A 22,997-nucleotide genomic window follows, 5' to 3' on the forward strand; every position below is an offset into this window, starting at 1 on the left:
GGGATAAATGAATATAAAAAACAAAACTATAATAATCATACTTACCTTGTTAATTACATCTTTTATAATTTCAATTTCTTTTTATTATCTATATAACTTTGAAAATATATCCTATACTCGCAAAACAAAAAAAATATTAGCAAAACTAGAGAAAGAAAATGAAATATTCTCTAGAGAACTTAGCAATTTAACAAATGTCCCTATTGAAGATTCTACTTATATCTTAAACTTAACAAATGCTATAAAAAAAAGTGAAGCCAATATAGATACTTTAATAAATCAATTATATTCAATAACTGTTCCAGAAAAATATTCAAAAGAACATAACAAATTGATTGAAGCTATAAATATGAATAAAAGAATATATACTCAATCAAGACTTATACTAAACAATTTAAAATCAGATAAAATATCCAAAGCTGCAGAAGATTTTGATAAATACATAACAAACACTCAAAAATTATACAATAACTTAAAAATTCCTTATAAAATCAAATTGCCTACAAAATTTAAAGACATATCCAATGAAATGCAATTATTCGCATATAAATGTTATTCAAATTTTGAAGAAAAAAACAGGCTTTATGAACAATATCAAAATTACTTTTCAGAAATAGACAAATTAATAAATGACTTTGCAAACATAAAAATTAACTTATCCTCATATTTAGATAACATCAAAAAAAATCCAAGTTATATAAAACAAATAAAAACTGAAATAGAAAAAAAACTTTTAAAATTAGAACTTATACACATGGCCTTTTTAAATATATCTGTTCCTGAAAATTTAGTAGAAATTCATAAAAACATAGACAGCATAATAATCGATTTTACTAACTACTGCAGAGAATTTAAAGAATGCTTAGATCTTTTAAACATATCAAATAAAAATGAATTTATAAATGAAAAATTCGAGGAACTCAATGAAAAATATAACTTAATAAACGAATCATGGATAAAGCTATTAGAATTATATAACCAACAAAAACAATCTCTAAACGAGGTAAATAATACTTAGGGGGTAGCTAAAAGCTGCCCCTTATGTTTTATTTGGCATTTGTGCCATAATTTTTTCATTTAAACCCCAGTATAGATCTTGGTATAATTATAAAAAAATAAAAGGGGTGATGGTATGCTAAAAAGGATTATAGCATTTACCATAGTTATTTTCATGCTAATTCCTTCAATAGTTGATGCTGCCATAAGCCTTCCTTTATACTACGGCTCTAAAGGGCAACAGGTTGAAGAGCTTCAATCCAATCTTAAATCCTTAGGATATTACTCTTCCACTGTTGATGGAATTTATGGATATGAAACCTATCTTGCTGTAAAAAAATTTCAAGAAGATAATTTATTAACTCCAACAGGCAATTTAGATCTAGTGACATTAAATCAATTAAACAAAGTTTTAAACAATGAACCAAAAATTTTATACTACGGCATAAGACATGAAAAAGTTGCAGAACTTCAAACATACTTATACGCTTTAGGATACCTCTCAGTTCAACCTACAGGATACTTTGGTAGTTTAACTCAAAATGCTGTATTAAACTTTCAAAAAGATTATGGCTTAAGTTTAACAGGACAAGCTGATAAGGCTGTTTTTGATAAAATATTTGAAGTTATAGATAATAAATACAAACCATACACAACCTATGAAACCTACATCGTTCAAAGTGGTGATACTCTATGGAGTATTTCTCAGAAATTTAAAGTCACTATCCTTGATTTAACCTCCGCTAATGGAATTACTACATCAACAGTTTTATATGTAGGACAAGCTTTAAAAATTCCAAAAATAATTGTCCCTGTAAAACCATATTATCCTAAGTATGGTGAATATCTTGACTGGTTTACACAAGCTCAATATATATTTCCGGTTGGTACAGAAGCCACAGTAATAGACTATTTTACTGGAAAAAGCTTTAAAGTAAAAAGAACCACAGGATCTGGACATGCTGACGTAGAAACCCTAACAGCACAAGACACTGCTATAATGAAAGAAATATTTGGTGGAACATGGACTTGGGATGTAAGACCTATAATTTTAGTTGTCAATGGAAGAAGAATAGCTGCATCAATGTCTGGTATGCCCCATGCAGGTTTAGATGCTTATCCTAGCAATATAAACGTTTATAACAGATCTGGTGGATATGGATATGGCCCAAACTATGATTATATAAAAGGAAACAACATGGATGGACATTTTGATATTCACTTTGTCAATTCCCTAAGACATAAGGATTGGCAGGTAGATGAAAGACATCAAGCAATGATAAAAATATCAGCTAATAGATAAGCCAGGTTATTTTAACCTGGCTTGTTATTTTAATCTTAATTTTAGCATATTCTTTATATAGATTTATTTTAAAGGGTGATTATGTGAAAAAGTATTCTTTAATGATTTTTATAACCTTAATTTGCTTTGTAGTTATTATTCTAGGTAAAATAACTTTTATAGAAAGTAACAGCGTATTTAAACAAAACCATCTTCCAAAATATGAAAATTTATATATATTCGTTGATATAACTGAAAATAAGATGTATTTAATATCTAATGGTAAAGTTATTAAAACCTACCCTGTATCTTCAGGCAAACCTAAAACCCCATCTCCCATTGGAACATGGACTATAACAAGTAAAGCAAGATGGGGAGAAGGATTTGGAGGATATTGGATGGGGTTTAACGTTCCTTGGGGAATGTATGGAATTCATGGAACAGATGAACCTTGGTCTATAGGTCATGCTTTATCCCACGGCTGTATAAGAATGTTTAACAAAGATGTAGCTGAACTTTATAAAATAACACCTATAGGAACAAAAGTAACTATATATGGAGGCCCTTTTGGGCCCTTTGGCAGCGGTTTTAGAATTTTAAAGCCTGGTGATAGAGGATCTGATGTTTATTTTGTTCAAAAAAAATTAAAAGAACTTGGATTTTTTAAAGGTTATGTAAATGGTATATATAACGAAAGCATGAAACATGCTGTTCATTCTTTTCAGAAAAAACACAATTTAAAAGTAAGTGATTATATAGGAATATCATTTTACAACAAACTTGGAATATATTTATTTGACTAGCCCTTGGCTAGTCAACTTTTATATACTTTATCTCTCCATAGATATTTTGCGGATTTTTTGATTTTACAAGTAAACATAAGTAGTTATTATTTAAATCTAAAAAATACAAATATTTATCCTTTGGTAAAGCCTTTGCTATACCTTTAGAAATATCAATATATTTTATGTTATCTCCTTCTACACTGTTAATATAAAAAAGTCTTTTATCCTTTATATAAAAGTCCTCAACATTTTTTTCTAGTATTTCTTTTTTATAGTTCTTTAAGTTAACTCTAATAAGTTTTTTACTTTCATAGTCAATAAAATATAAATATCCATAATCTACAATAAGCCTACCTTGATAAAAATCTAAAACGTTCTCTTGAGCTTTACAGCTGATTTCTGTCAATTTTTTACCATTAAGGTCTATAACTGATATATTAGACAAACTATTTATAAAATAAATTTTATCATTATAAACATCTAAGGAATAAACAGGGCCATCATATAATTGTTTAATAGAATAATTATCTAAATTTATTTTTTTTATTCCATTTTGTCCCCATGTTAAAATATAGTTTTTAAAACATCTTTTGTTTTCTAATAAAGATAAGGCAATACTGTTTTCATAAGGAAGGACCTTAAATTCCCTTCCATTTTTTATTTTTCTTAGTTTATTGTTTGAATCATAATAAAAAATATAATCTTTAAAAATAAAGAAAGTATTATACCCAGTTAAAACTTTATTTTGGCTTATTTTTTTAAGTTTTTTAGTTAAAATATTATAAGAATACAAACAATTATCTTTATTAGAAACAAATATAATTTGATTGTTAAACAAAATAAATCCTGCCTCATTTATGTTATAAATTATAGGATTTTTGTTTTTATATAAGTTAAAATTATTAGTATTTACATAGTAAACATCTTTATCAACAAAATAATAATTAGGATATATTAAAGTTTGTCCATAATCCATATTTGAAAAAGCCTTATTTATAAACAAAACATACAAAACTATAAGTAATAAAAAAATTTTTCTTTTCATACCATCCCCTCTTTCTTTTTATAACTTATTTATTATTTTTCCCATACAAAGTAAAAATATTCACTTAACCCAAATTTTTAAAGAATAATTCTTTGTTTATATGCAAAAAATATTTGTGAAAAACAACAAGGAGGGGAAAAAATGATAAACAAGAACATTTCCTGCAATGTTAAAGACTGCAAATATCACGCTCAGACTGAAAACTACTGTACATTAAATTCAATTCAAATAGTAAACCACACAACCCCTGCAACAACTAAAGAAAGCACCGACTGTGCAAGCTTTGAAAAAAAATAAGGATCTGGATAGCCAGATCCTTATTTTAATTCAAACTCATACTCATTTTTATATTCAAAACCTAAATTTTTAAACTCCAAATAGTAAACTCCTTTTTCTAACCTTAAAAAGTAAATGCCTTTTAAGTTTATTTCCTTTAATACCTCTTCTTTTTGATTTTTTAACAAAACTTTAACTTTAGGTGAAAGATTATAAATTTTTAATAGTACATCCTTATAAGCATAAAACTTAAAAAAATCTACATCTTCAATATAATCTATCCTACCCTTATATACCTTATTAAACTCAGCCTCATAAGCTTTATTTATCAAATTATTATATTCATAATCATCCATATCTATGTATATACCATCCTCTATTATTCCCTTATACCTCATAGCTTTAAACTTCTTACCGTTTTGTCCTTTTTTTATTTGTTCATAACTTCTATAACTTACAACTGTTTTATCTACACTATCTTTGCTGTGCCTTGCTTCAAGAGTTATAATTCCACTTTTGTCATAGCTTTCCTTTAAATAAATAAATACATGCTCCCCCTCTGCATTATATATATCCATTGGTTTTATTTTGTTTTCATTTATATATTTAAAATATTTTTCCATATCTTTTGTTGAAATTTTTTCAGGTAAATTAAAAACTGCACTAACAAAACCTGAGCAATCAAGACCTGCCGTTTTTTCCTTATACAATCCCTCTGTCAATACATTTCCTGGAACATACCCTTTATAGAGGGCATCTTTAAAATTTTTAACTTCCTTTATGTTGCTAATATCAACAGAAATGTATCCTCCCCAGCAATATGGAATTCCAACTACAATCTTTTTTTCATCACCTAAAAAATTGGGAAGTTTTATATCCTGCCTATATAATTTAATAGGCTCATATTCCCAAACAAAATTAATTATATCCATTGCTCTTTTATATGCTTCTTGACGAGATATTTTTCTTATAAAAATCTCTTCTTTTTTAGGCTTAATTAACATAAAAATCAAAAAAACTATTATAAACAAAACTAAGCAAAGCTTTATCAAAAAACCTTTTCTTCCCATGTCCTCCTCCAAAATATTACTTTCTTTAAATTTTTATGATATTAAAACCAAAAACTTCACATACTAAATATAAAGTTAAACTGAGGGGGACTATATATGACCCGGGTCAACCAAGTAATAATAGACTTTTTACTTATATTTTTGCTAATACTAATTAATGGATTTTTTGCCGCATCAGAAATTGCAATTATATCTATAAATAGAAATAAAATATCTATGCAAGCTCAAGAAGGAATCAAAAAAGCAATTTTAATTCAAAAATTATTTAAAGAACCTAGCAAATTCTTAGCAACAATACAGGTTGGAATAACTTTAACAGGATTTTTAGCTAGTGCATCAGCTGCTGTAAGCATTTCAACATATTTTTCACAATATTTAAAAAGACTAAATATCCCCTTTAGTGAACAAATTTCCCTTATTCTTGTAACCCTTTTTATATCATATATAACTTTAGTTTTAGGAGAACTTTTGCCAAAACGTTTGGCTCTACAAAATCCTGAAAAAATAGCATTTAAAATAATAGGAATCATTTTATTTATATCTAAAATAACTTCTCCTTTTGTAAAAATATTAACACTTTCCACAAACTTCTTTGCAAAAATGTTTGGAGTAGGTTCCACCTATGAAGAAGAAAAAGTAACAGAAGATGAAATAAGAATGATGATAGATGTTGGAGAAGAAAATGGTGTATTAAACCAAACAGAAAAAGAAATGATAGATGGAATATTCGACTTTGATGATACCCTTGCAAAGGAGGTTATGACTCCAAGAACAGCAGTATTTGCAATTGACATAAATACGCCTTTAGAAGAAATAATTCATAAAATCATAGAAGAACAATACTCAAGAATCCCAGTATATGACGGGGATATAGACAACATAGTAGGAATTCTTTATATGAAGGATTTATTTGTAGAAATGGTAAGCAAAAAAATAGAAGATATATCAATAAAAAATTTACTTCGCAAAGCTTACTTTGTTCCAGATACAAAAAAAATAGACGTATTATTTAGAGAACTTCAAACCAGCAAAAACCACATGGCAATCCTTATAGATGAATATGGAGGAGTTTCTGGAATAATAACAATTGAAGATTTGATAGAAGAAATTGTAGGAAATATATCTGATGAATATGATGAAGATATAAAAGATTTTCAAAAGCTTGAAAATAACATTTACTTAGTTGATGGACTTGTTAGTATTGATGAAGTAAACGAAAAATTAAATTTAAAAATACCCTCTAAACATCATGATACAATAGGTGGCTTTGTATTAGACCTTATAGGCAATATACCACAAAAAGGCCAAAAAGTTGAATATGAAAACATAACCTTTACTGTTGAAAAGATTGATGAAAAAAGAATAGAACAAATTAAAATAGAAATAAAATAAGTTTTTAAAACAACAATGCCCCATGAAAGCTTATCTTTCATGGGGTTTAAACTTTATTCATTTAACATCTTGTCTATCCAATTTAATTTTTCTTGTAACAATTCTTTGTATTTCTTTAAAACTTCTTTTCTATCCTCTACATTTGCGTTAAATGCATTCATACAAAATTGCCCTCTAAATCCTCTACCCAAATTGCATAACCTTCTTCTTTGTCTTAATTCCATTCCAATAGGACCATATCCACATCTTCCAAACATACTTTCACCTCCCAAGTAATTGGCATATGCTATTTACAATTATTATTATACTACTTTTTTGGCATACGTCAATAACTTTATAAAAATAAAGCATGTTGAAATTACTTCAACATGCTTTATTGGTTTTCTTCATTAAATATCTTACACCATCTTTTACAACGCTTTTCAGCATTATTACATTTTACATTATTTGAACCGCACTTAGGGCATGTTGTTTTATCCCGCTCATAATTAACTTCATACACATTGCCACAATCTAAGCATATGTTTTTACAAAAATGGGTAGTATAATGCCCTCCACTAATTCTTATTGCTTTTCCTTCTGTTAGGGCAATAGCTACTTTTTTCCTTGCAGAATCTATTATATTTTGAAAGGTTTGTCTTGATACTTGCATCCTTTCTGCACACTCTTCTTGACTTAGCTCTTCTATATCCTTTAGCCTCATCGCTTCAAGTTCTTCTACCTTTAAGACTACCTCTTGTAAGTCACATCTTGGTCTACCAAAAGGAATAAAATAAGTATCCTGTGGAAAAAATTCTACTCTTCTAAATTTAATTGGCCTTGGCATTTTAATTCCTCCCTGCATATATTACATAATCCATAAAGCATCATATCCATGTCATGTATTTCTATATTGTTTTCCTCTTCTAATCTATTATTTAGTTTAACATATTCAACGCTTATTTTGCTATTAATATCTATCGTTTTTCCACAATTTAAACATTTAAAATGAATATGCAGGGGGTTTTTGCTAAACATTTTCATTTCATAGTAACTAACTCCACTAACATTTATCTCTTTTATAATCCCTAATTTTTTAAATAACTTTAATGTTCTATATACAGTAGCAAGTCCTATATTTTTATCCTTTACCTTCTCATATATTTCTTTTGCACTTAAATGAACCGGACTTTTTATTATAACATCTAATATTAATTGTTTTTGTTTTGTAAACTTATAATTATTTTTTTCAAACATTCTCTTAAAATAACTTATATCCATATAATCATCCTTTTTACATTAATCATTGCAATGACCTTCATGGTGATGTTCTTTACATATACTACCAGTAGATTTTAATTCACCCCTTATATATTTTTCTACTACATCATCAGCTAAACCTTGGGCACCTACTACTACCTTTATTCCATTTTCATTAAACAATTGTTGTGCAGTTTCTCCCATTCCTCCAGATATCACAACATCAACCTTCAATTCTTTCAAAAACACTGGTAAAAAGCCTGGTCTATGACCCGGATTTTCAACAAAACTTTTATCAACAACTTTTTCTTCTGCGATTTCATAAATTATAAATCCTTCACAATGTCCAAAATGAGCACTAACAAACTTATCTTCACACGCAACCGCTATTTTCATAATGTTATTCCTCCTTTAATTTAATATATTCTTTTATATTGTTCCACATATTCCTAATAGCTTTTGCTGCTATGCTATCTTTATAAAAAGTTATAGGCTTAAGTTCATTTATTGATTTTATAACTATATCATCATATGGAATTTTACCTACTAAAGCTAAGTTATTATCCTTAATAAAATCTTCTATTTCCTTTGTAATATCCTCATTTATGTCGTATTTATTTATACAAACCATAGTAAAAATGCCAAAATATTTACAAAGCCCTACTACCCTAGATAAATCTTGTAAACCTGATTTTGTAGGTTCAGTAACAACCAATACCATATCTGCACCTGTTATTGAAGATATAACAGGACATCCTATACCTGGCGAACCATCTATTATAATAAGTTTATCTTTTTCATTTACTCTTCTAGCATTTATTCTTAATTGAGTTATTAATTTTCCTGAGGCATCGGCTCCAATTTCCATCTTTGCCCTTGAAATTATTCCCTGTTTAAGTTCCGTTAGATAAATATCTGCCGTTTTTTCATATTCTAAAGTTATAGCATTTTGATGGCAAACTAAAGTACATGCACCACATCCTTCACATAAAAAAGGCTCTACATTAAAATTCTTTATAGCATCAAATTTACAAACTTTTTCACATTTTCCACATTCAATACATAAAAATTTATTAATTGATGCTTTTTTACCTCCAAAAAAATCCTCATTGTGGATATCTTTACCTTGATAAAACAAATAAAAATTTGGTGCATCAACATCACAATCAACCCTAATCACATCTTTAGCAAGCTCTGAAAGTGCTGTTGCAATCGTAGTCTTTCCTGTTCCACCTTTCCCGCTAATAACAACTAATTCCATTTAAGTTCCTCCTTTAAACGGCTTGCCAACTCATCAAATAACTCTTTATATTTTACATCTTCATATAATATTTTTCCCTTTGAATACATAAAAGCAATCTCTCTTTCATAGGGAATAAGCCCTATTATTTTTATACCCTCTTTTTTACAATAAACCTTTATTATATTTTCCCCACCATCATCTTTATTAATAACTATTCCAAAAGGTATTTTAAAAGTTTTAACTAACTCAACAGCCATCTTAAGATCATGAAGTCCAAACTCAGATGGTTCTGTAACAAGCACCGCCACATCAGCATACCTCAATACATTAATAACATTGCAAGAAGTTCCTGGCGGGCAATCTATTACATTTACTTTGCAAGTTAAATCCCTAAGTAGTTCTTTTATTACAGGCACAGCCATAGGTTCTCCTACATTTAAAATACCTCGACTACAACCTATATTTTTATATTTACCTTTTTCAATTTTCCCAATTTCTCTATTAGAATATTCTATTGCTCCAAATTTACAAGATATTTGGCATGCACCACAACTGTGACACAACTTTTGAAAAAGTACAATCTCCTCTTTTGCTTTTGCTAAAGCATTAAATTGACACACTCTAACACATTCTCCACATAAAGTGCATTTATCTTTATCTATAATAGGATACTCCACTAATACATCTTTTACTTTATAAATTTGAGGTTCTAAAAATAAAAAACCATTAGGCTCCTCAACGTCTGCATCGATATAATTAGCATTTAAAGCCAACGCAAGATTTACTGAAACTGTAGTTTTACCAGTTCCACCTTTACCACTCAATACTGCAATATTCAATCTATTCCCTCCCATTATTACATACCATGATGTGCTTTACCTGCTACTTTTATCTCTTCAAGTTTCGAATTTTTAAATTTTTCCAATACAATGTTTATTGGCATTGCTTCACATTTATAAGCTTTTATTCCTGCTTTATTTATAAGCTCAAAAGCATTAGGTCCTAAGCTGCCTGTTATTATGATATCTATCCTTTCATTTATTAGTTGCTGTGCAGCAGCAATGCCTGCCCCTCCCCCTGAAAGCTGTCCTTTATTTTCTATTACTTTTACTTTTCCACTATCTGTATCATGAATCTGAAAATATTTACATCTACCAAATCTTACATCAAGCATGCTGTCCATAGAACTTCCAACTGATGATATTGCAATTTTCATCATCATCAACCCCTTAAAATATTTTTAGCATTTGCTAATTATATATTACTACTAAATACCATTACTGTCAAATGCCAATTATAAAAAAACAAAAAAACTTAGGGGGTTGCCCTAAGTTAATTTGAAAACTGGCTATTGTAAAGTTCTGCATAAAATCCACCCTTAGCTAAAAGTTCTTTATGGGTTCCCTGTTCTATTATTGTTCCACGGTTCATAACAAGAATTAAATCCGCATCTTTTATCGTTGAGAGTCTATGGGCAATTACAAAGCTTGTTCTTCCTTTCATAAGATTTGCCATGGCCTTTTGAATTAAAGCTTCCGTCCTTGTATCTACATTACTTGTAGCTTCATCAAGTATTAATATTGGAGGATCAGCTAAAAAGGCCCTCGCAATTGTTAGAAGTTGCTTTTGACCTTGTGAAATATTAGAAGCTTCCTCATTTATAACTGTATCATAACCATGGGGCAATGTTCTTATAAAATGATCTGCATGAGCAGCCTTAGCAGCTTTTATAATTTCTTCTTCTGTTGCACCTTCTTTTCCATAAGCTATATTATCTCTAATCGTTCCATTAAATAACCATGTATCTTGTAGCACCATACCAAACATTCTTCTTAAGTCTTCTCTTCTCATATCTCTTATATCTACACCATCAATAGTAATTCTTCCGCCTTTTACATCATAAAATCTCATCAAAAGATTAACAAGGGTAGTTTTACCAGCACCTGTTGGCCCAACAATTGCAACCATCTGTCCTGGCTTTACATGTATATTTATATCCTCCATTAAAAGTTCGTCATCTTTATAACCAAACTTCACATGCTCAAACTTAACTTCTCCTTTTGGATTTTTAATTTTTACAGCATCTTCTTTATCCTTAACTTCCTCAACTTCATCTAAAACTTCAAATACACGTTCTGCTGAAGCTACTGTAGATTGAATTATATTAGCTATATTAGCTGTTTGAATTATAGGTTGAGTAAACTGCCTCATGTATTGTATAAAAGCCTGAACATCTCCTATTTCTATTTTTCTTTTTGCAACAAAAATTCCACCTACCACACACACTAAAACATATCCAACGTTATTAACAAAATTCAAAGCAGGCATTATAAAACCTGACATGAATTGTGCCTTCCAACCTACATTATAAAGCCTTTCATTAATTTCCTTAAAGGTTTTTATAGAATCCTCTTCACGCCCAAAGGCTTTAACAATTTTATGCCCTGTAAACATCTCTTCAACATGTCCATTTAACTGTCCTATAATCTTTTGTTGCTCTGCAAAATATTTTTGAGATTTTTTTGCAATCATAGCGGTTAACATTCCAGATGAAGGTAACGTAAAAAGAGCAATTAAAGTCATAACAGGACTTATGGATATCATCATTCCTAAAATACCTATTATAGTTACAACTGAAGTTATAAGCTGAGTTAAACTTTGCTGAAGGGTTGTTGCAATATTATCCATATCATTTGTAACACGACTTAAAATCTCACCATGGGTTCTTGAATCAAAATATTTTAATGGCAATCTATCAAGCTTATCTTTAACTTCTGAACGCATCTTAAATACAGTCTCTTGAGCTACCGTTGACATTATATATGACATAATAAAACTTAAAATAGCGCTTATTAAATATAAACTAATCAAAATAATTAAAATTTTTCCTATATACTCAAAGTCAATGCTTGGAACAGGTTGCCTTTTTAAGTTTTCAATAACTTGCCTTGGCATATTTCTTTTAATAGCTATTTGTATTTGAATAATACGCAAGTATCTTGCAAGTATTCCTTCTCCAATTTTAGTAGTTGCTTTACCTAATATTTTAGGTCCTACAATATTAAATACTGTACTTAATATTGCAAGAATAAACACTGCTAAAAACTTATATCTTTGGGGCCTCATATATTCTACTAATCTTTTTACAGTTCCTTTAAAATCCTTTGCCTTTTCAACAGGTCTTCCCATGGCAGGTCCCATATGACCTCTTGGTCCCCCAAAGGGTCTTTGTCCTTTACTCATGCTATCTCCTCCTCACTAAGCTGGGAAGACACTATCTCACGATAAACCTCACATGTTCTTAATAACTCTTCATGTTTTCCCATACCAACTATTTTTCCTTCATCTAAAACAATGATTTTATCTGCATCCATAATAGTTGCAACACGCTGAGCAACTATCAATACTGTTGAATTAGAAGTTTCTTTTTTTAGTTCTGAGCGAAGTTTTGCATCCGTTTTAAAATCTAAAGCTGAAAAGCTATCATCAAACATATATATTTGGGGCTTTTTAACAAGTGCCCTTGCTATAGACAAGCGCTGTTTTTGACCTCCCGAAAGATTAGTACCACCTTGAGAAACTAAAGAATCAAAACCATCCTTCATATTTAAAATAAACTCTGTTGCCTGAGCAATTTCTGCAGCACGCATAATTTCTTCATCTGTAGCATCTTCTTTTCCATACCTTATGTTATCCTTTATAGTCCCTGAAAATAAAACTACTGTTTGAGGAACATATCCAATTTTTGATCTTAATTCTTTTTGAGACATATCCCTTATATCTACGCCATCAATTAAAATACTTCCACTTTCAACATCATAAAAACGCATAATAAGATTTAAAATAGTAGACTTTCCTGAACCAGTTCCCCCTATTATAGCGGTAACTTCCCCAGGCTTTGCTTCAAAGGAAATATTCTCAAGAGCAGGGCTTTCTGCTCCAGGATATCTAAAGGTTACATTCCTAAACTCTATGTGACCTTTTGATATCTTAGGAGTCTTTGGCTCTTTAGGATCCTTTATTTCAGGTTCAATCTCTAAAACTTCATTAATTCTTTCAGCTGAAGCTTGAGCCCTAGGAACCATAACAAACATTATAGATACCATTATTATTGAAAACAATATCTGCATAGCATACTGGATAAATGCCATCATATCTCCTATTTGAAGCTTATTTGCATCAATTCTTTTTGCAGCAACCCATATAATTGTTATATTTGTAAGATTCATCAAAAGAATCATTATAGGCTGCATCATTGCTAATATTTTATTAACTTTTATTGCTGTATCTGTAAGATCTTTATTTGCTTCATAAAACCTTTTCCTTTCTGTCTCTACCCTGTTAAAAGCTCTAATTACCCTAATTCCTATTAAATTTTCACGAAGTATTTGATTAACTTTATCAAGCTTTTTTTGCAAAGCTTTAAAAAGGGGAACTACTTTAGCTGCAAGTAAAGCGATTGTTACAACAAATAAAGGCAAAACAAACGCAAGAACTAAAGTTAAATGTTTATCCTTTGAATATGCCATTATTATTCCGCCAATACACATTATAGGCGCATAAATCATAAAACGCATCATCATTACAAGAACTGTTTGTATTTGAGTTATATCATTTGTAGTTCTGGTTATTAAAGAAGCAGTTCCTATTTTATCAAATTCATTTAATGAAAATCCTTCAACTTTAGTAAATACTTTATCCCTCAAAAGCGTTCCAAACCCTACTGCTGTCCTTGAAGATAAAAATGCTCCAATAATTGAACTTATTGAACTTGCACCAGCAACTAAAAGCATGTATCCACCGTATTTCCAAATAAATACTGTATCTCCTTTCATCATTCCATTATTAACAATTTCGGACATAAGAGTTGGAAGATAAAGCTCTGAAATGGCTTGAACAAACATAAACAAAAGAGTAAAAAATATAAGCCATTTAAACTTTTCTAAATATCTAAATAGTTTTATCATAAAACATCATCTCCAGCTATTTTATATTTACAACTGCATTATCAAACAAATTATTTACATTGGATATTGCTACTTTTTCATTTTCCTTTAATCCACTTATTATCTCAACCTCTTTATTATTTTGAAGGCCTACTTCAACTTCTCTTTTTTTAGCTAAATTGTTTTCTATAACATAAACATAGTTCTTTCCGTTATTACGAACAAGTGCTGAAGAAGGAACTACAATTCCCTTTTTTGATATATTTAAAACAGCATGAGCAGAAAGTCCAGGCTTTATATTATCAACATTTTTTATGCTAATTTCAATTGGAAAATACATTCCTGTGCTAACTGCCATAGGCCCAACGCTAACTATTTGACCTTTATAAATCTTATTTGGATAAATATCCACAATAACATCTATAGTTTGACCAACTTTAACATAAGGAAGATATTTTTGTGAAATAGTTCCTTTTAATTTAAGAGCTGAAAAATCTCCAACTACAAACAAAGGCACTGTTGGTGAGGCTAATTCTCCAACGTTTATATTTTTATTAATTACTATTCCACTTATTGGACTTACAATTTTAGAATTTTCAATTTGAAGCTTTACATTTTTCATGTTAGCATAGGCAACATCTAAAGCAGCCTTTGCTTGTTTTAAACTTCCATTTGATACAGTCTCATATTGCTTTTTAGCCAGCTCATATTTTGTTGCTATCTCATCTAATTGATCTTTTGTAACCAATCCCTTGCTATATAAATCTTTAGTTTTTTCATAGGCCTTTTCCATAGAGTCAAGATTTATTTTAGCTTGATCTACTTGGCCTTTTGCTAAACTTTCAGCTGCCTTTGCTGATTCTAAAGAAGCCTGAAGTTGTTCAAGTTGTATATTTAATGCTTTTGTTTCTATTTGTGCAAGTATGCTTCCTTTTTTTACTTCACTTCCAACTTCAACATTAACTTTTTCAACTTGTCCTGTTAATTTGCTATAAATATTAACTGTTTTTGCTGGAATTAATGCTCCTGAAACATTCAACTGTGAATTTATATCTTGTGTTTTAGCGACTGCAACTTGAACATCAAAAGCATTTTGACTTGAATTTTGGAAGTTACATCCCAATATAAACAGTAAGCCCATCAATAAACTTATTAACTTTTTCATACTTATCCCCCTTTACTTTATGTGAATTTTAACAGTTGCATTCATTCCTGGCATTAAAACTACATTATCATTGTTTATGATAGTTATTTTAACAGGAATGTATTGAGTTTGCTTTGAATAAGTTCCACTAGTAGTTAAACTTGGCATAGAAGAAAAAGCTGATTGTGTAGCTTGACCTATAGTTTTTACATATCCTTCAAATTTCTTATCTGGATATGCGTCTATCTTTATATCTACTTTTTGACCTTCCTTTATTTTTGAAATATTTGTTTCTTCAATATTTGCTTTTATAAAAATATTAGATAAATCTATTATTTGTGCAATTTCCATTCCAGGAGATACCACCTGACCTACAACTGCATTAGATAAAACAACCTTACCATCTATAGGAGATTTTATATAAGACTTAGAAGCTATAACATCTGCAGAAGAACTCAATCCTTGGGAATTAATAGCACTAGTTGAAACAAGGGCACTTACATCTTGGCGTCCAAGTATTTGACCACTTTTTACATAATCTCCTTCTTTAATATTCCACTCTTCTATCTTCCCAGTTAATTCCGGAGTTATTGATACCATAATTGCAGAAACTTGAGCATTATCTGTTGTAATGTAATGGCTATCATTATAAAAGTAAAAATACAATCCAACACCTGCTCCAATTAATAACAACAATAAAATGCTTATTAGGATAGATTTTGCTTTTTTCATGTTAATCCCCCTTTTTTATTAATCTAATTTATTAAAAATAATTTTTAACTCATCAAACAACTGGCCTAATTTTTTAATATCGTTTTCATCAAGCACCTCAAGCTTTTTTAAAATATCCTGCTTACTTTTTTGTTTACACTCCTTTAAAAAGGCCCTTCCCTTTTCAGTTATTTTTAATAAAATAACCCTCCTATCCTTTGGGTCAAAAACTCTTTCTATAAGTCCATCTTGAATTAATTTTTCTGATATGGATGTTAAATTTGATTTTGGAATCATCATCTTTTCACTATAATAACTCATAGGCTTTTCATCATAATTTTCTACAAGATGCAAAAGCCAAAGCTGTTGCTTAGATATTCCAGTAATCGAAATACCCTTCATAAGTTTTTTATAAAAAGCAGGTAAAAAAGTTAATAAATCCTCTGCAATAATTTCCCTCATCATTTTCCTCCTCTTTTTTATGTTACAATTTATAATAGTTACTTTTTGTAACTATTATAAATTGTAACATAAAAACCAAAAAAGTCAATAAAAAACTAGAAACCTGGATAATCCAGGTTTCAATTTCTATACATAACCATACAGCTTATTGAAGATACCCTTACTTTATCACCATATATTTTATACAACGTATCCACCCCAGCTAATCTTCCATCTACTACAACGTTCCAAACTCCATTTTGAAGGTTTAAATCTATAGGATTTTTATTGGCGTTATAAACAACTATTATTTCCCTCCAAGAATCAGCAGGACATTCTATTTTAAAAGCTATAGTTCTTTTAGGAGAATCAATAAATTTTAAATATTTTTTAACATCCTCCACTGAATCCAATCTAAAGGCTATATGTTCTTTTCTTAAAGTTATAAGCCCCTTTACATATTCAAATACATCCCTAAACTCATATTTTCTATTCCAATCAATTGAATTTATATTATCTGGAAGATTATAACTATTTTCGTATCCTTGCTTTGTTCTGCAAAAGTCACATCCAAGATGTAAAAAAGGAACACCTTGGCTTGTTAATAATATAGCATAAGATAATTTATGAATTCTTACCCTATCCTCTATTGAATCCTCTTTATTTGTAATACTTATCTTATCCCAAAGAGTATGATTATCATGGCAAGAAACATAATTAATGGATTGATTAGGCGAAACATAAGGACCTTTTAAATCTTCACTATAATTTGTACATGCAACTACACTTCTTTTTATGTCGTATTCTCTATCCTCTCCTCCAGCAAATCCCTTCTTTTCTGCATCAAAAGTATTTCCTCTTACCGCATCCCTTATTGTATCGTTAAAAAATCCAATGTTTAAAACTTTATAAGCATTTTTTTGAATAACCCTTTTATCACTTTCTAAAAAAGTATTTAAATCCCAACCTTCACCATAAACTATGATATTCTCATTTATTTTTTTAAGTTCATCATATATCTCATTTATAGTATCTATATCAAAAAGTCCTAAAAGATCGAATCTAAATCCATCAATATGATACTCCTTTGCCCAATGTAAAACGGAATCTTTTATAAACCTTCTTACCATTTTATTTTCTGTTGCTATATCGTTCCCACATCCGCTGCCGTTAGATATATTGCCAAATTTATCGCTTCTAAAATAATATCCAGGAAATAATTTTTCAAAACTGCTTTGTTTATAATCATAAACATGATTATAAACAACATCCATTATAACGCCTATATTGTTATCATGAAATTTTTTAATCATAGTTTTAAGCTCTTTGATTCTTGATATAGGATCATAAGGATCTTTTGAAAAACTTCCCTCCACCGCATTATAATTTTGAGGATCGTAACCCCAATTATATTTTTTAAAAGGCTCCCTTTCATCTACGCTTTCATAATGGAAATCATAAAAGGGCATAATCTGAACATGGGTTACTCCTAACTCTTTAATATGTTCAAGTCCTGTTTTAACTCCTTTTTCTGAAAAGGTATTTTCCTCTACAAGCCCTAAAAACTTTCCCTTATCCTTAATACCACTATTATCACCTAAAGAAATATCCCTTATGTTTATCTCGTAAATTATTGCATCAACATATCTTTTTAAATTTACTGGCTTATCCTTATCCCAATTTAAAGGATTTGTATCATTAAAATCAATTATGGCTCCTCTTAATCCATTTATTCCAACTGCTTTTGCATATGGGTCAACTACTTCATAAACCTTATCATATACTTCAACTTGATAATTATAAAAATATCCCTTTAAATTTTTATCTATTAAAATTGAAAAAAGTCCATTTTTTTCTTCCATTTGATATACCAAAGGTTTTTCATAAATCAAAGGATCTTTGGTTTTATAAATAAGCAAACTGATAGATTTTGCAACAGGCGACCATACTCTAAATTCAGTTTTATCATTTATAATCCTACATCCTAAAAATCCATCATAAAAATATTTTTCTTCAAATTCCTTTGTCTTAAAAAGATAAGAATAAGAAACTTCAACCTTGTTTTCTTTTAAATATAAATATGTTTTTTTCTTTATATCAATTGGATCTTTTAAAATTATCTCACATAAATCCTTCCTTTTGTTTATTACGCTAATTTCTAAAGGTTGATTTTCTTGAAAAACCCTAATACTTGTTAAATCTACACCATCAAATTCATTTAAGAAAAATTTTATCTTATAAAATGTTGAAAAATAAGCCTTCATATCATACCTCCACTATTTGAAATACTTTCCCTGCCAAGTATCCCTTTCCTCAAACCTTTTATCTATAGCATTTAAAACTTCCCATTTTTTTAAGCTCCATAAAGGTTCTATTATAAGGCTTCTTGGACTGTCCCCTGTTAATCTGTGAACCACCATATTTTCAGGAAGCCTTTCTACACAGTCAACTATAAGATCAACATATTCCTCTTTAGTTAAAAATCTTAACTGTCCCTTTTTATACATGTCAACAAGTCTTGTTCCTTTCATAAGGTGAAGAAGGTGAAGCTTTATCCCTTGAGTATTTGTATGCGCTACAAAATCAATAGTTTCAAGTATTCTTTTTTTATCCTCTCCTGGAAGGCCTAGTATAACATGCGTTACAACATCTATATTTCTTTTTCTTAAATTTTCTACAGCTTCTATATAAGTTTCTAAAGGATATCCTCTGTTTATAAGCTTTGCTGTATCCTCATGAATGGTTTGAAGACCAAGCTCCACCCAAAGATAAGTTTTTTTATTTATTTCATCTAAAAGCTCCAAAACATCCTCCGGTAAACAATCAGGCCTTGTTGCTATAGCCAATCCTACAACTCCTTCAAGATTTAAAACCGCCTCATATTTTTCCCTTAAAACATTAACTGGCGCATAGGTATTAGTAAAAGCTTGAAAGTAAGCAATATATTTTCCATGTTTCCACTTTTTATTCATCATTTCTTTAACTTCATAAAACTGCTCAACTAGATCCTCCTTAGTTCCTGCAAAATCTCCTGAACCTCTCTCGCTACAAAATATACAGCCTCCATACCCTTTTGTCCCATCTCTGTTAGGACATGTAAATCCCGCATCCAAAGATATTTTAAAAACTTTTTCTCCAAACTTTTGCCTTAAAAAATAGTTTATAGAATAATACCTTTTATCTCCCCAAAGTTTCAAACGACCACCTTCTTTTGTTTAATATTTTCATAACCATTTTACTTATATTATTATTTTCTTTCAATAAATTATAAACCCAAACTTTAATAATATACCTTTTAGAGGTATACTTAATAGTATAAAAGCATATGAGGAGGTAATAATATGCATAAATTTGATCCTAAAAATTTAAAAAAACTTGACAATCCTACAAGAAGAAAATATATGCCACCATATAAAACCCTTGAAAGATTTGGATTAAAATTAAAAGGTGAGGAAACATTTCTAGATGTTGGATGCGGTATAGGCTACTTTACCATTCCTGCTGCCAAAATACTTTCAAAAGGTAAATCCATAGGAATTGATATTTCAGAAGAAATGCTAAACTATGCAAAAGAAAGAGCAAAGGATATTGACAACATAGAATTTAAGCAATGCTTTGAATATGAATTTCCTATTGAATCAAATTCAATAAATTATGTAATGCTTTCAAATGTTTTACATGAGATAGAAGATAAGAAAAAATTTTTAAAAGAAGTAAAAAGAACCTTAAAAAATAACGGCCAAGTTTTTATAATCGAATGGAAAAAAATAAATACAAATTACGGACCTCCTTTTGATCATAGAATATCTAAAGAAGAAGTTATAGAAATATTTAAAACTATGGGATTTGAACTTATAGAAGATCTTGAAGTTTCAAAACATCACTATGGACTAAAATTTACCTTGTCGAATAATGTAATTTAATAGTTTTTTAACACTTTTTCAACATCTTTTTAAAATACTCTTGTTATTATAAAATTGTCTTAGTTCCCCCCTTTAACATAGATCTACTTCCCCATTAAAAAAAGCCGGCTTTTGCCGGCTAATTTACTTTTATTATTACTTTCCCATCCCTAATTTGATACTTTTTTGAATTTATAACTACTAATCCATCATATTTATTAAAAATAAATTCAAATTCTTTATAATCCTCATATCCATAATGTTCCTTTTCTATATTTATCTCTAAAAAATCATTTAGTTTCATTGTAAACTTATAAAAATTATATTTTCCATTCTTATATTCAAAAGTTTCTCCATCATCTTTATAATGATAATAAACTCCATCTCCAGGATATACATCAAGTATAAGCTTATTCATCTTCTTTTCACCAATATAATTTTGAATTTCAAAATTTGGAATAATACTTCCTTTTTTAATGAACATAGGACATAAATCAAGGGGAGCATATTTTAAAATATATCCTCCGCCTTTATATTCTTCTTTTGTCCAATAATCTATCCAATCCCCCTCTGGAAGATAAACCGCCTTTATATTCTTCCCTTGCTCAAGGACAGGAGATACTAATATATTTTCTCCAAACAAAAATTCATCATTTAATTCATAAGTATTTTTATCATTTTGATAGTGTAAAAACAAAGGTCTCATAACAGGAAGTCCCGTTTTTTCACATTGATACATCAAATCATACAAGTAAGGAAGAAGCTTATATCTTAGCTTTATATATTTTCTGTTTATATCTTCTGTAATTTTATCAAAGGCCCAAGGTTCCTGATCTCTTGTATGAATACAAGAATGATTTCTAAAAAGAGGCATAAAACAGCCAAGCTGAACCCATCTTGATAAAAGCTCTGGTGTTGCATCAAATTGAAATCCTCCAACATCAGTTCCACAAAAAGCTATTCCTGAAAGACCTAAATTTAAAAGCATAGGAACTGCCATCCTAAGATGTTCCCAAAAACTATGGTTATCTCCTGTCCATACAGTAGAATACTTTTGAGTTCCTGCAAAACACGCCCTTGTTATAACAAAGGGTCTTTTATTTGTATGCTTTTTAATTCCCTCATAGGTTGCTTTTGCCATAAGATGTCCATAAACGTTATGCACTTCCAAATGATTGGTAGTTCTTCCGTCATTTTTAAACTGAACATCATCCGGAATTGGACCTTTAAAAGAAGCTGGTTCATTCATATCATTCCAAATGCCACTTATTCCATCATCAAGCATTATTTTTTGCTTATCGGCCCACCAGTTTCTAACCTTTTCATCAGAAAAATCAGGATATAAAGCCTCTCCAGGCCATACCTCATTTACATAAGGTATTCCATCTTTATCGGTTATAAAATATCCATTTTTAAGTCCTTCCTCATACATAAAATAACCTTTATCCTTTTTAACTGCTGGGTCTATTATAGTTACAACCTTAAATCCTTTTTCTTTAAGCTCTTTTATCATATCCTTATGATCTTTAAAAGCTTCTTCATCCCAAGTAAATACCCTATAACCATCCATATAATCAATATCAAGATGAATCACATCACATGGGATATCCTTTTCCCTAAACATATTTGCAACTTCTAACACCCTATCTTTTGGACAATAGCTCCATCTTGATTGATGATATCCTAATGTCCAAAGCTGAGGAAGTGGTGTTCTTCCCGTCAAATAAGTATATCCTTCTAAAACATCTGTAACATAAGGACCATATATAAAATAATAATCTAAGTTTCCATCATCGGCTGCAAAATAATAATAGCTGCTATTTTCTTTTCCCATATCAAAATAAGTTTTAAAGGTATTATCAAAAAATATTCCAAAAGATATACCATTTCTTAAAGTTATAAAAAAAGGAATAGACTTATACAAGCTTACAAAACTCTCAACATGAGGCCTTGGTTCATCAGTATTCCACATCTCATAATAATAACCTTTTTTATTAAGATATCCTGTCTTTTCACCAAGACCATAAAAATATTCATCTCCATACATCTTTTTTAAAATTTCAATTTTATGTTTTTTAAACTTCTCCTCTCCTTTTACTGCCTCTGTTTGATACGTTTTTCCATTTCCCCTTCTTTTAAAAGGTTGTCTTTCTCCTCTATAATCCTCACATAAAACATTCTTATCAACATCATAAAAATCAACTTTAAAATCATCAAAAATCCTTACAATTAACTTGTTGGTTTTCAGTTCTATGAAATTGTTATATTCTTTCACATCAAAATCAACTTCTTCTATCTTAAGATCCTCTATAGCCCTTGAAAAAGCTCTATCATATTTAAGAGGAGAAAAAACATTAATTATGTCATCTTTTATTACCCTTATTATTCCCTTTCCTTTTTCAAACCCCAGGATTAATTCATTGTTTTCGACACAAAACTTCTTTAATCTACCAAACACGACTATCCCCCCAATAAATTTACATTTTGTTAACAATATATAAATAGTTTTTTAATATAGTATTGAT

The 22,997-nt window shown here is 29.5% G+C and carries 23 protein-coding genes; 6 read left to right on the plus strand and 17 right to left on the minus strand.

Going from position 1 to position 22,997, the window contains the following annotated elements; genetic code table 11:
* Positions 1 to 7: 7 nt before the first annotated feature.
* The 3 genes from C4R78_RS03150 to C4R78_RS03160 all read left to right on the plus strand — a co-directional run bounded on the left by C4R78_RS03150 (position 8) and on the right by C4R78_RS03160 (position 3,081).
* Complete coding sequence (locus C4R78_RS03150) at positions 8 to 1,018, plus strand: hypothetical protein (RefSeq protein WP_103895650.1); 1,011 nt, start codon at positions 8 to 10, stop codon at positions 1,016 to 1,018.
* Between the two features lie 114 nt (positions 1,019 to 1,132).
* Positions 1,133 to 2,299: a peptidoglycan-binding protein gene (locus tag C4R78_RS03155; RefSeq protein ID WP_103895651.1), complete on the plus strand. Its 1,167-nt coding sequence runs from the start codon at positions 1,133 to 1,135 to the stop codon at positions 2,297 to 2,299.
* 101 nt (positions 2,300 to 2,400) lie between these two features.
* On the plus strand, positions 2,401 to 3,081 hold the full coding sequence (locus C4R78_RS03160; RefSeq protein ID WP_173689739.1) for a L,D-transpeptidase family protein: 681 nt from the start codon (positions 2,401 to 2,403) through the stop codon (positions 3,079 to 3,081).
* A gap of 7 nt (positions 3,082 to 3,088) precedes the next feature.
* On the opposite strand, the gene C4R78_RS03165 is transcribed toward C4R78_RS03160, so the two are convergent.
* A complete protein-coding gene (locus C4R78_RS03165) occupies positions 3,089 to 4,108 on the minus strand; it encodes a DUF5050 domain-containing protein (protein WP_103895653.1) in 1,020 nt (339 codons plus the stop codon).
* Positions 4,109 to 4,249: 141 nt separating this feature from the next.
* On the opposite strand from C4R78_RS03165, the gene C4R78_RS03170 reads away from it, so the two are divergent.
* The gene (locus C4R78_RS03170; protein ID WP_103895654.1) at positions 4,250 to 4,405 is read left to right on the plus strand and encodes a DUF1540 domain-containing protein; all 156 of its coding nucleotides are present in this window, start codon (positions 4,250 to 4,252) and stop codon (positions 4,403 to 4,405) included.
* Positions 4,406 to 4,425: 20 nt separating this feature from the next.
* On the opposite strand, the gene C4R78_RS03175 is transcribed toward C4R78_RS03170, so the two are convergent.
* Complete coding sequence (locus tag C4R78_RS03175; RefSeq protein WP_103895655.1) at positions 4,426 to 5,454, minus strand: C40 family peptidase; 1,029 nt, start codon at positions 5,452 to 5,454, stop codon at positions 4,426 to 4,428.
* A 96-nt stretch (positions 5,455 to 5,550) separates the two neighbouring features.
* Here C4R78_RS03175 and C4R78_RS03180 point away from each other — a divergent pair, with 96 nt between their 5' ends.
* The gene (locus C4R78_RS03180; RefSeq protein ID WP_103895656.1) at positions 5,551 to 6,846 is read left to right on the plus strand and encodes a hemolysin family protein; all 1,296 of its coding nucleotides are present in this window, start codon (positions 5,551 to 5,553) and stop codon (positions 6,844 to 6,846) included.
* 53 nt (positions 6,847 to 6,899) lie between these two features.
* On the opposite strand, the gene C4R78_RS03185 is transcribed toward C4R78_RS03180, so the two are convergent.
* The 14 genes from C4R78_RS03185 to mnmL form a co-directional block, all read right to left on the minus strand.
* On the minus strand, positions 6,900 to 7,103 hold the full coding sequence (locus C4R78_RS03185) for a DUF5320 family protein (protein WP_103895657.1): 204 nt from the start codon (positions 7,101 to 7,103) through the stop codon (positions 6,900 to 6,902).
* 116 nt (positions 7,104 to 7,219) lie between these two features.
* Entirely contained in the window at positions 7,220 to 7,672 is a 453-nt protein-coding gene (locus tag C4R78_RS03190) for a DUF134 domain-containing protein (RefSeq protein ID WP_103895658.1), read from the minus strand.
* Positions 7,642 to 8,106, minus strand: coding sequence for a Fur family transcriptional regulator (locus C4R78_RS03195; protein WP_103895659.1), 465 nt, complete (start codon positions 8,104 to 8,106; stop codon positions 7,642 to 7,644). The genes C4R78_RS03190 and C4R78_RS03195 overlap by 31 nt, the downstream gene beginning before the upstream one ends.
* 18 nt (positions 8,107 to 8,124) lie before the next feature.
* Positions 8,125 to 8,481, minus strand: coding sequence for a NifB/NifX family molybdenum-iron cluster-binding protein (locus C4R78_RS03200; protein ID WP_103895660.1), 357 nt, complete (start codon positions 8,479 to 8,481; stop codon positions 8,125 to 8,127).
* A gap of 4 nt (positions 8,482 to 8,485) precedes the next feature.
* A complete protein-coding gene (locus tag C4R78_RS03205) occupies positions 8,486 to 9,346 on the minus strand; it encodes an ATP-binding protein (protein ID WP_103895661.1) in 861 nt (286 codons plus the stop codon).
* Complete coding sequence (locus C4R78_RS03210; RefSeq protein WP_103895662.1) at positions 9,337 to 10,167, minus strand: P-loop NTPase; 831 nt, start codon at positions 10,165 to 10,167, stop codon at positions 9,337 to 9,339. Before C4R78_RS03210 ends, C4R78_RS03205 begins: the two co-directional genes overlap by 10 nt.
* A 17-nt stretch (positions 10,168 to 10,184) precedes the next feature.
* Complete coding sequence (locus C4R78_RS03215) at positions 10,185 to 10,544, minus strand: NifB/NifX family molybdenum-iron cluster-binding protein (RefSeq protein WP_103895663.1); 360 nt, start codon at positions 10,542 to 10,544, stop codon at positions 10,185 to 10,187.
* 116 nt (positions 10,545 to 10,660) lie between these two features.
* The gene (locus C4R78_RS03220) at positions 10,661 to 12,571 is read right to left on the minus strand and encodes an ABC transporter ATP-binding protein (RefSeq protein ID WP_103895664.1); all 1,911 of its coding nucleotides are present in this window, start codon (positions 12,569 to 12,571) and stop codon (positions 10,661 to 10,663) included.
* Positions 12,568 to 14,295 carry an ABC transporter ATP-binding protein gene (locus tag C4R78_RS03225; protein ID WP_103895665.1) on the minus strand — a complete coding sequence of 576 codons (1,728 nt, stop codon included), beginning with the start codon at positions 14,293 to 14,295 and terminating at the stop codon, positions 12,568 to 12,570. Before C4R78_RS03225 ends, C4R78_RS03220 begins: the two co-directional genes overlap by 4 nt.
* A gap of 16 nt (positions 14,296 to 14,311) precedes the next feature.
* The gene (locus C4R78_RS03230) at positions 14,312 to 15,439 is read right to left on the minus strand and encodes an efflux RND transporter periplasmic adaptor subunit (RefSeq protein WP_103895666.1); all 1,128 of its coding nucleotides are present in this window, start codon (positions 15,437 to 15,439) and stop codon (positions 14,312 to 14,314) included.
* A 12-nt stretch (positions 15,440 to 15,451) separates the two neighbouring features.
* A complete protein-coding gene (locus C4R78_RS03235; protein ID WP_103895667.1) occupies positions 15,452 to 16,150 on the minus strand; it encodes an HlyD family secretion protein in 699 nt (232 codons plus the stop codon).
* An 18-nt stretch (positions 16,151 to 16,168) separates the two neighbouring features.
* Positions 16,169 to 16,591, minus strand: a complete 423-nt coding sequence (locus C4R78_RS03240) for a MarR family winged helix-turn-helix transcriptional regulator (protein ID WP_159945782.1) — start codon at positions 16,589 to 16,591, stop codon at positions 16,169 to 16,171.
* Positions 16,592 to 16,710: 119 nt separating this feature from the next.
* Positions 16,711 to 18,834, minus strand: a complete 2,124-nt coding sequence (gene pulA, locus C4R78_RS03245) for a type I pullulanase (RefSeq protein ID WP_103895669.1) — start codon at positions 18,832 to 18,834, stop codon at positions 16,711 to 16,713.
* Between the two features lie 12 nt (positions 18,835 to 18,846).
* Positions 18,847 to 19,767 carry a tRNA modification radical SAM protein MnmL/YtqA gene (gene mnmL, locus C4R78_RS03250; protein WP_103895670.1) on the minus strand — a complete coding sequence of 307 codons (921 nt, stop codon included), beginning with the start codon at positions 19,765 to 19,767 and terminating at the stop codon, positions 18,847 to 18,849.
* Between the two features lie 144 nt (positions 19,768 to 19,911).
* Between mnmL and C4R78_RS03255 the strand changes: the two genes are divergently transcribed.
* Positions 19,912 to 20,493 carry a class I SAM-dependent methyltransferase gene (locus tag C4R78_RS03255; protein WP_103895671.1) on the plus strand — a complete coding sequence of 194 codons (582 nt, stop codon included), beginning with the start codon at positions 19,912 to 19,914 and terminating at the stop codon, positions 20,491 to 20,493.
* A 118-nt stretch (positions 20,494 to 20,611) separates the two neighbouring features.
* Here C4R78_RS03255 and C4R78_RS03260 read toward each other — a convergent pair whose 3' ends face one another.
* Complete coding sequence (locus tag C4R78_RS03260; protein ID WP_103895672.1) at positions 20,612 to 22,930, minus strand: glycoside hydrolase family 31 protein; 2,319 nt, start codon at positions 22,928 to 22,930, stop codon at positions 20,612 to 20,614.
* Between the last annotated feature and the right edge of the window lie 67 nt (positions 22,931 to 22,997).

Source organism: Caloramator fervidus, from assembly GCF_900108045.1.
Lineage (GTDB): Bacteria > Bacillota > Clostridia > Clostridiales > Caloramatoraceae > Caloramator > Caloramator fervidus.

Coding starts and splice junctions, on each gene's coding strand:
- C4R78_RS03240 (WP_159945782.1), bottom strand. CDS start 16,591: ATGAGGGAAATTATTGCAGAGGATTTATTAACTTTTTTACCTGCTTTT.
- C4R78_RS03180 (WP_103895656.1), top strand. CDS start 5,551: ATGACCCGGGTCAACCAAGTAATAATAGACTTTTTACTTATATTTTTG.
- C4R78_RS03255 (WP_103895671.1), top strand. CDS start 19,912: ATGCATAAATTTGATCCTAAAAATTTAAAAAAACTTGACAATCCTACA.
- C4R78_RS03225 (WP_103895665.1), bottom strand. CDS start 14,295: ATGATAAAACTATTTAGATATTTAGAAAAGTTTAAATGGCTTATATTT.
- C4R78_RS03190 (WP_103895658.1), bottom strand. CDS start 7,672: ATGCCAAGGCCAATTAAATTTAGAAGAGTAGAATTTTTTCCACAGGAT.
- C4R78_RS03170 (WP_103895654.1), top strand. CDS start 4,250: ATGATAAACAAGAACATTTCCTGCAATGTTAAAGACTGCAAATATCAC.
- C4R78_RS03205 (WP_103895661.1), bottom strand. CDS start 9,346: ATGGAATTAGTTGTTATTAGCGGGAAAGGTGGAACAGGAAAGACTACG.
- C4R78_RS03200 (WP_103895660.1), bottom strand. CDS start 8,481: ATGAAAATAGCGGTTGCGTGTGAAGATAAGTTTGTTAGTGCTCATTTT.
- C4R78_RS03215 (WP_103895663.1), bottom strand. CDS start 10,544: ATGAAAATTGCAATATCATCAGTTGGAAGTTCTATGGACAGCATGCTT.
- C4R78_RS03195 (WP_103895659.1), bottom strand. CDS start 8,106: ATGGATATAAGTTATTTTAAGAGAATGTTTGAAAAAAATAATTATAAG.
- C4R78_RS03185 (WP_103895657.1), bottom strand. CDS start 7,103: ATGTTTGGAAGATGTGGATATGGTCCTATTGGAATGGAATTAAGACAA.
- C4R78_RS03220 (WP_103895664.1), bottom strand. CDS start 12,571: ATGAGTAAAGGACAAAGACCCTTTGGGGGACCAAGAGGTCATATGGGA.
- C4R78_RS03150 (WP_103895650.1), top strand. CDS start 8: ATGAATATAAAAAACAAAACTATAATAATCATACTTACCTTGTTAATT.
- C4R78_RS03165 (WP_103895653.1), bottom strand. CDS start 4,108: ATGAAAAGAAAAATTTTTTTATTACTTATAGTTTTGTATGTTTTGTTT.
- pulA (WP_103895669.1), bottom strand. CDS start 18,834: ATGAAGGCTTATTTTTCAACATTTTATAAGATAAAATTTTTCTTAAAT.
- C4R78_RS03160 (WP_173689739.1), top strand. CDS start 2,401: ATGATTTTTATAACCTTAATTTGCTTTGTAGTTATTATTCTAGGTAAA.
- C4R78_RS03155 (WP_103895651.1), top strand. CDS start 1,133: ATGCTAAAAAGGATTATAGCATTTACCATAGTTATTTTCATGCTAATT.
- C4R78_RS03230 (WP_103895666.1), bottom strand. CDS start 15,439: ATGAAAAAGTTAATAAGTTTATTGATGGGCTTACTGTTTATATTGGGA.
- C4R78_RS03235 (WP_103895667.1), bottom strand. CDS start 16,150: ATGAAAAAAGCAAAATCTATCCTAATAAGCATTTTATTGTTGTTATTA.
- C4R78_RS03175 (WP_103895655.1), bottom strand. CDS start 5,454: ATGGGAAGAAAAGGTTTTTTGATAAAGCTTTGCTTAGTTTTGTTTATA.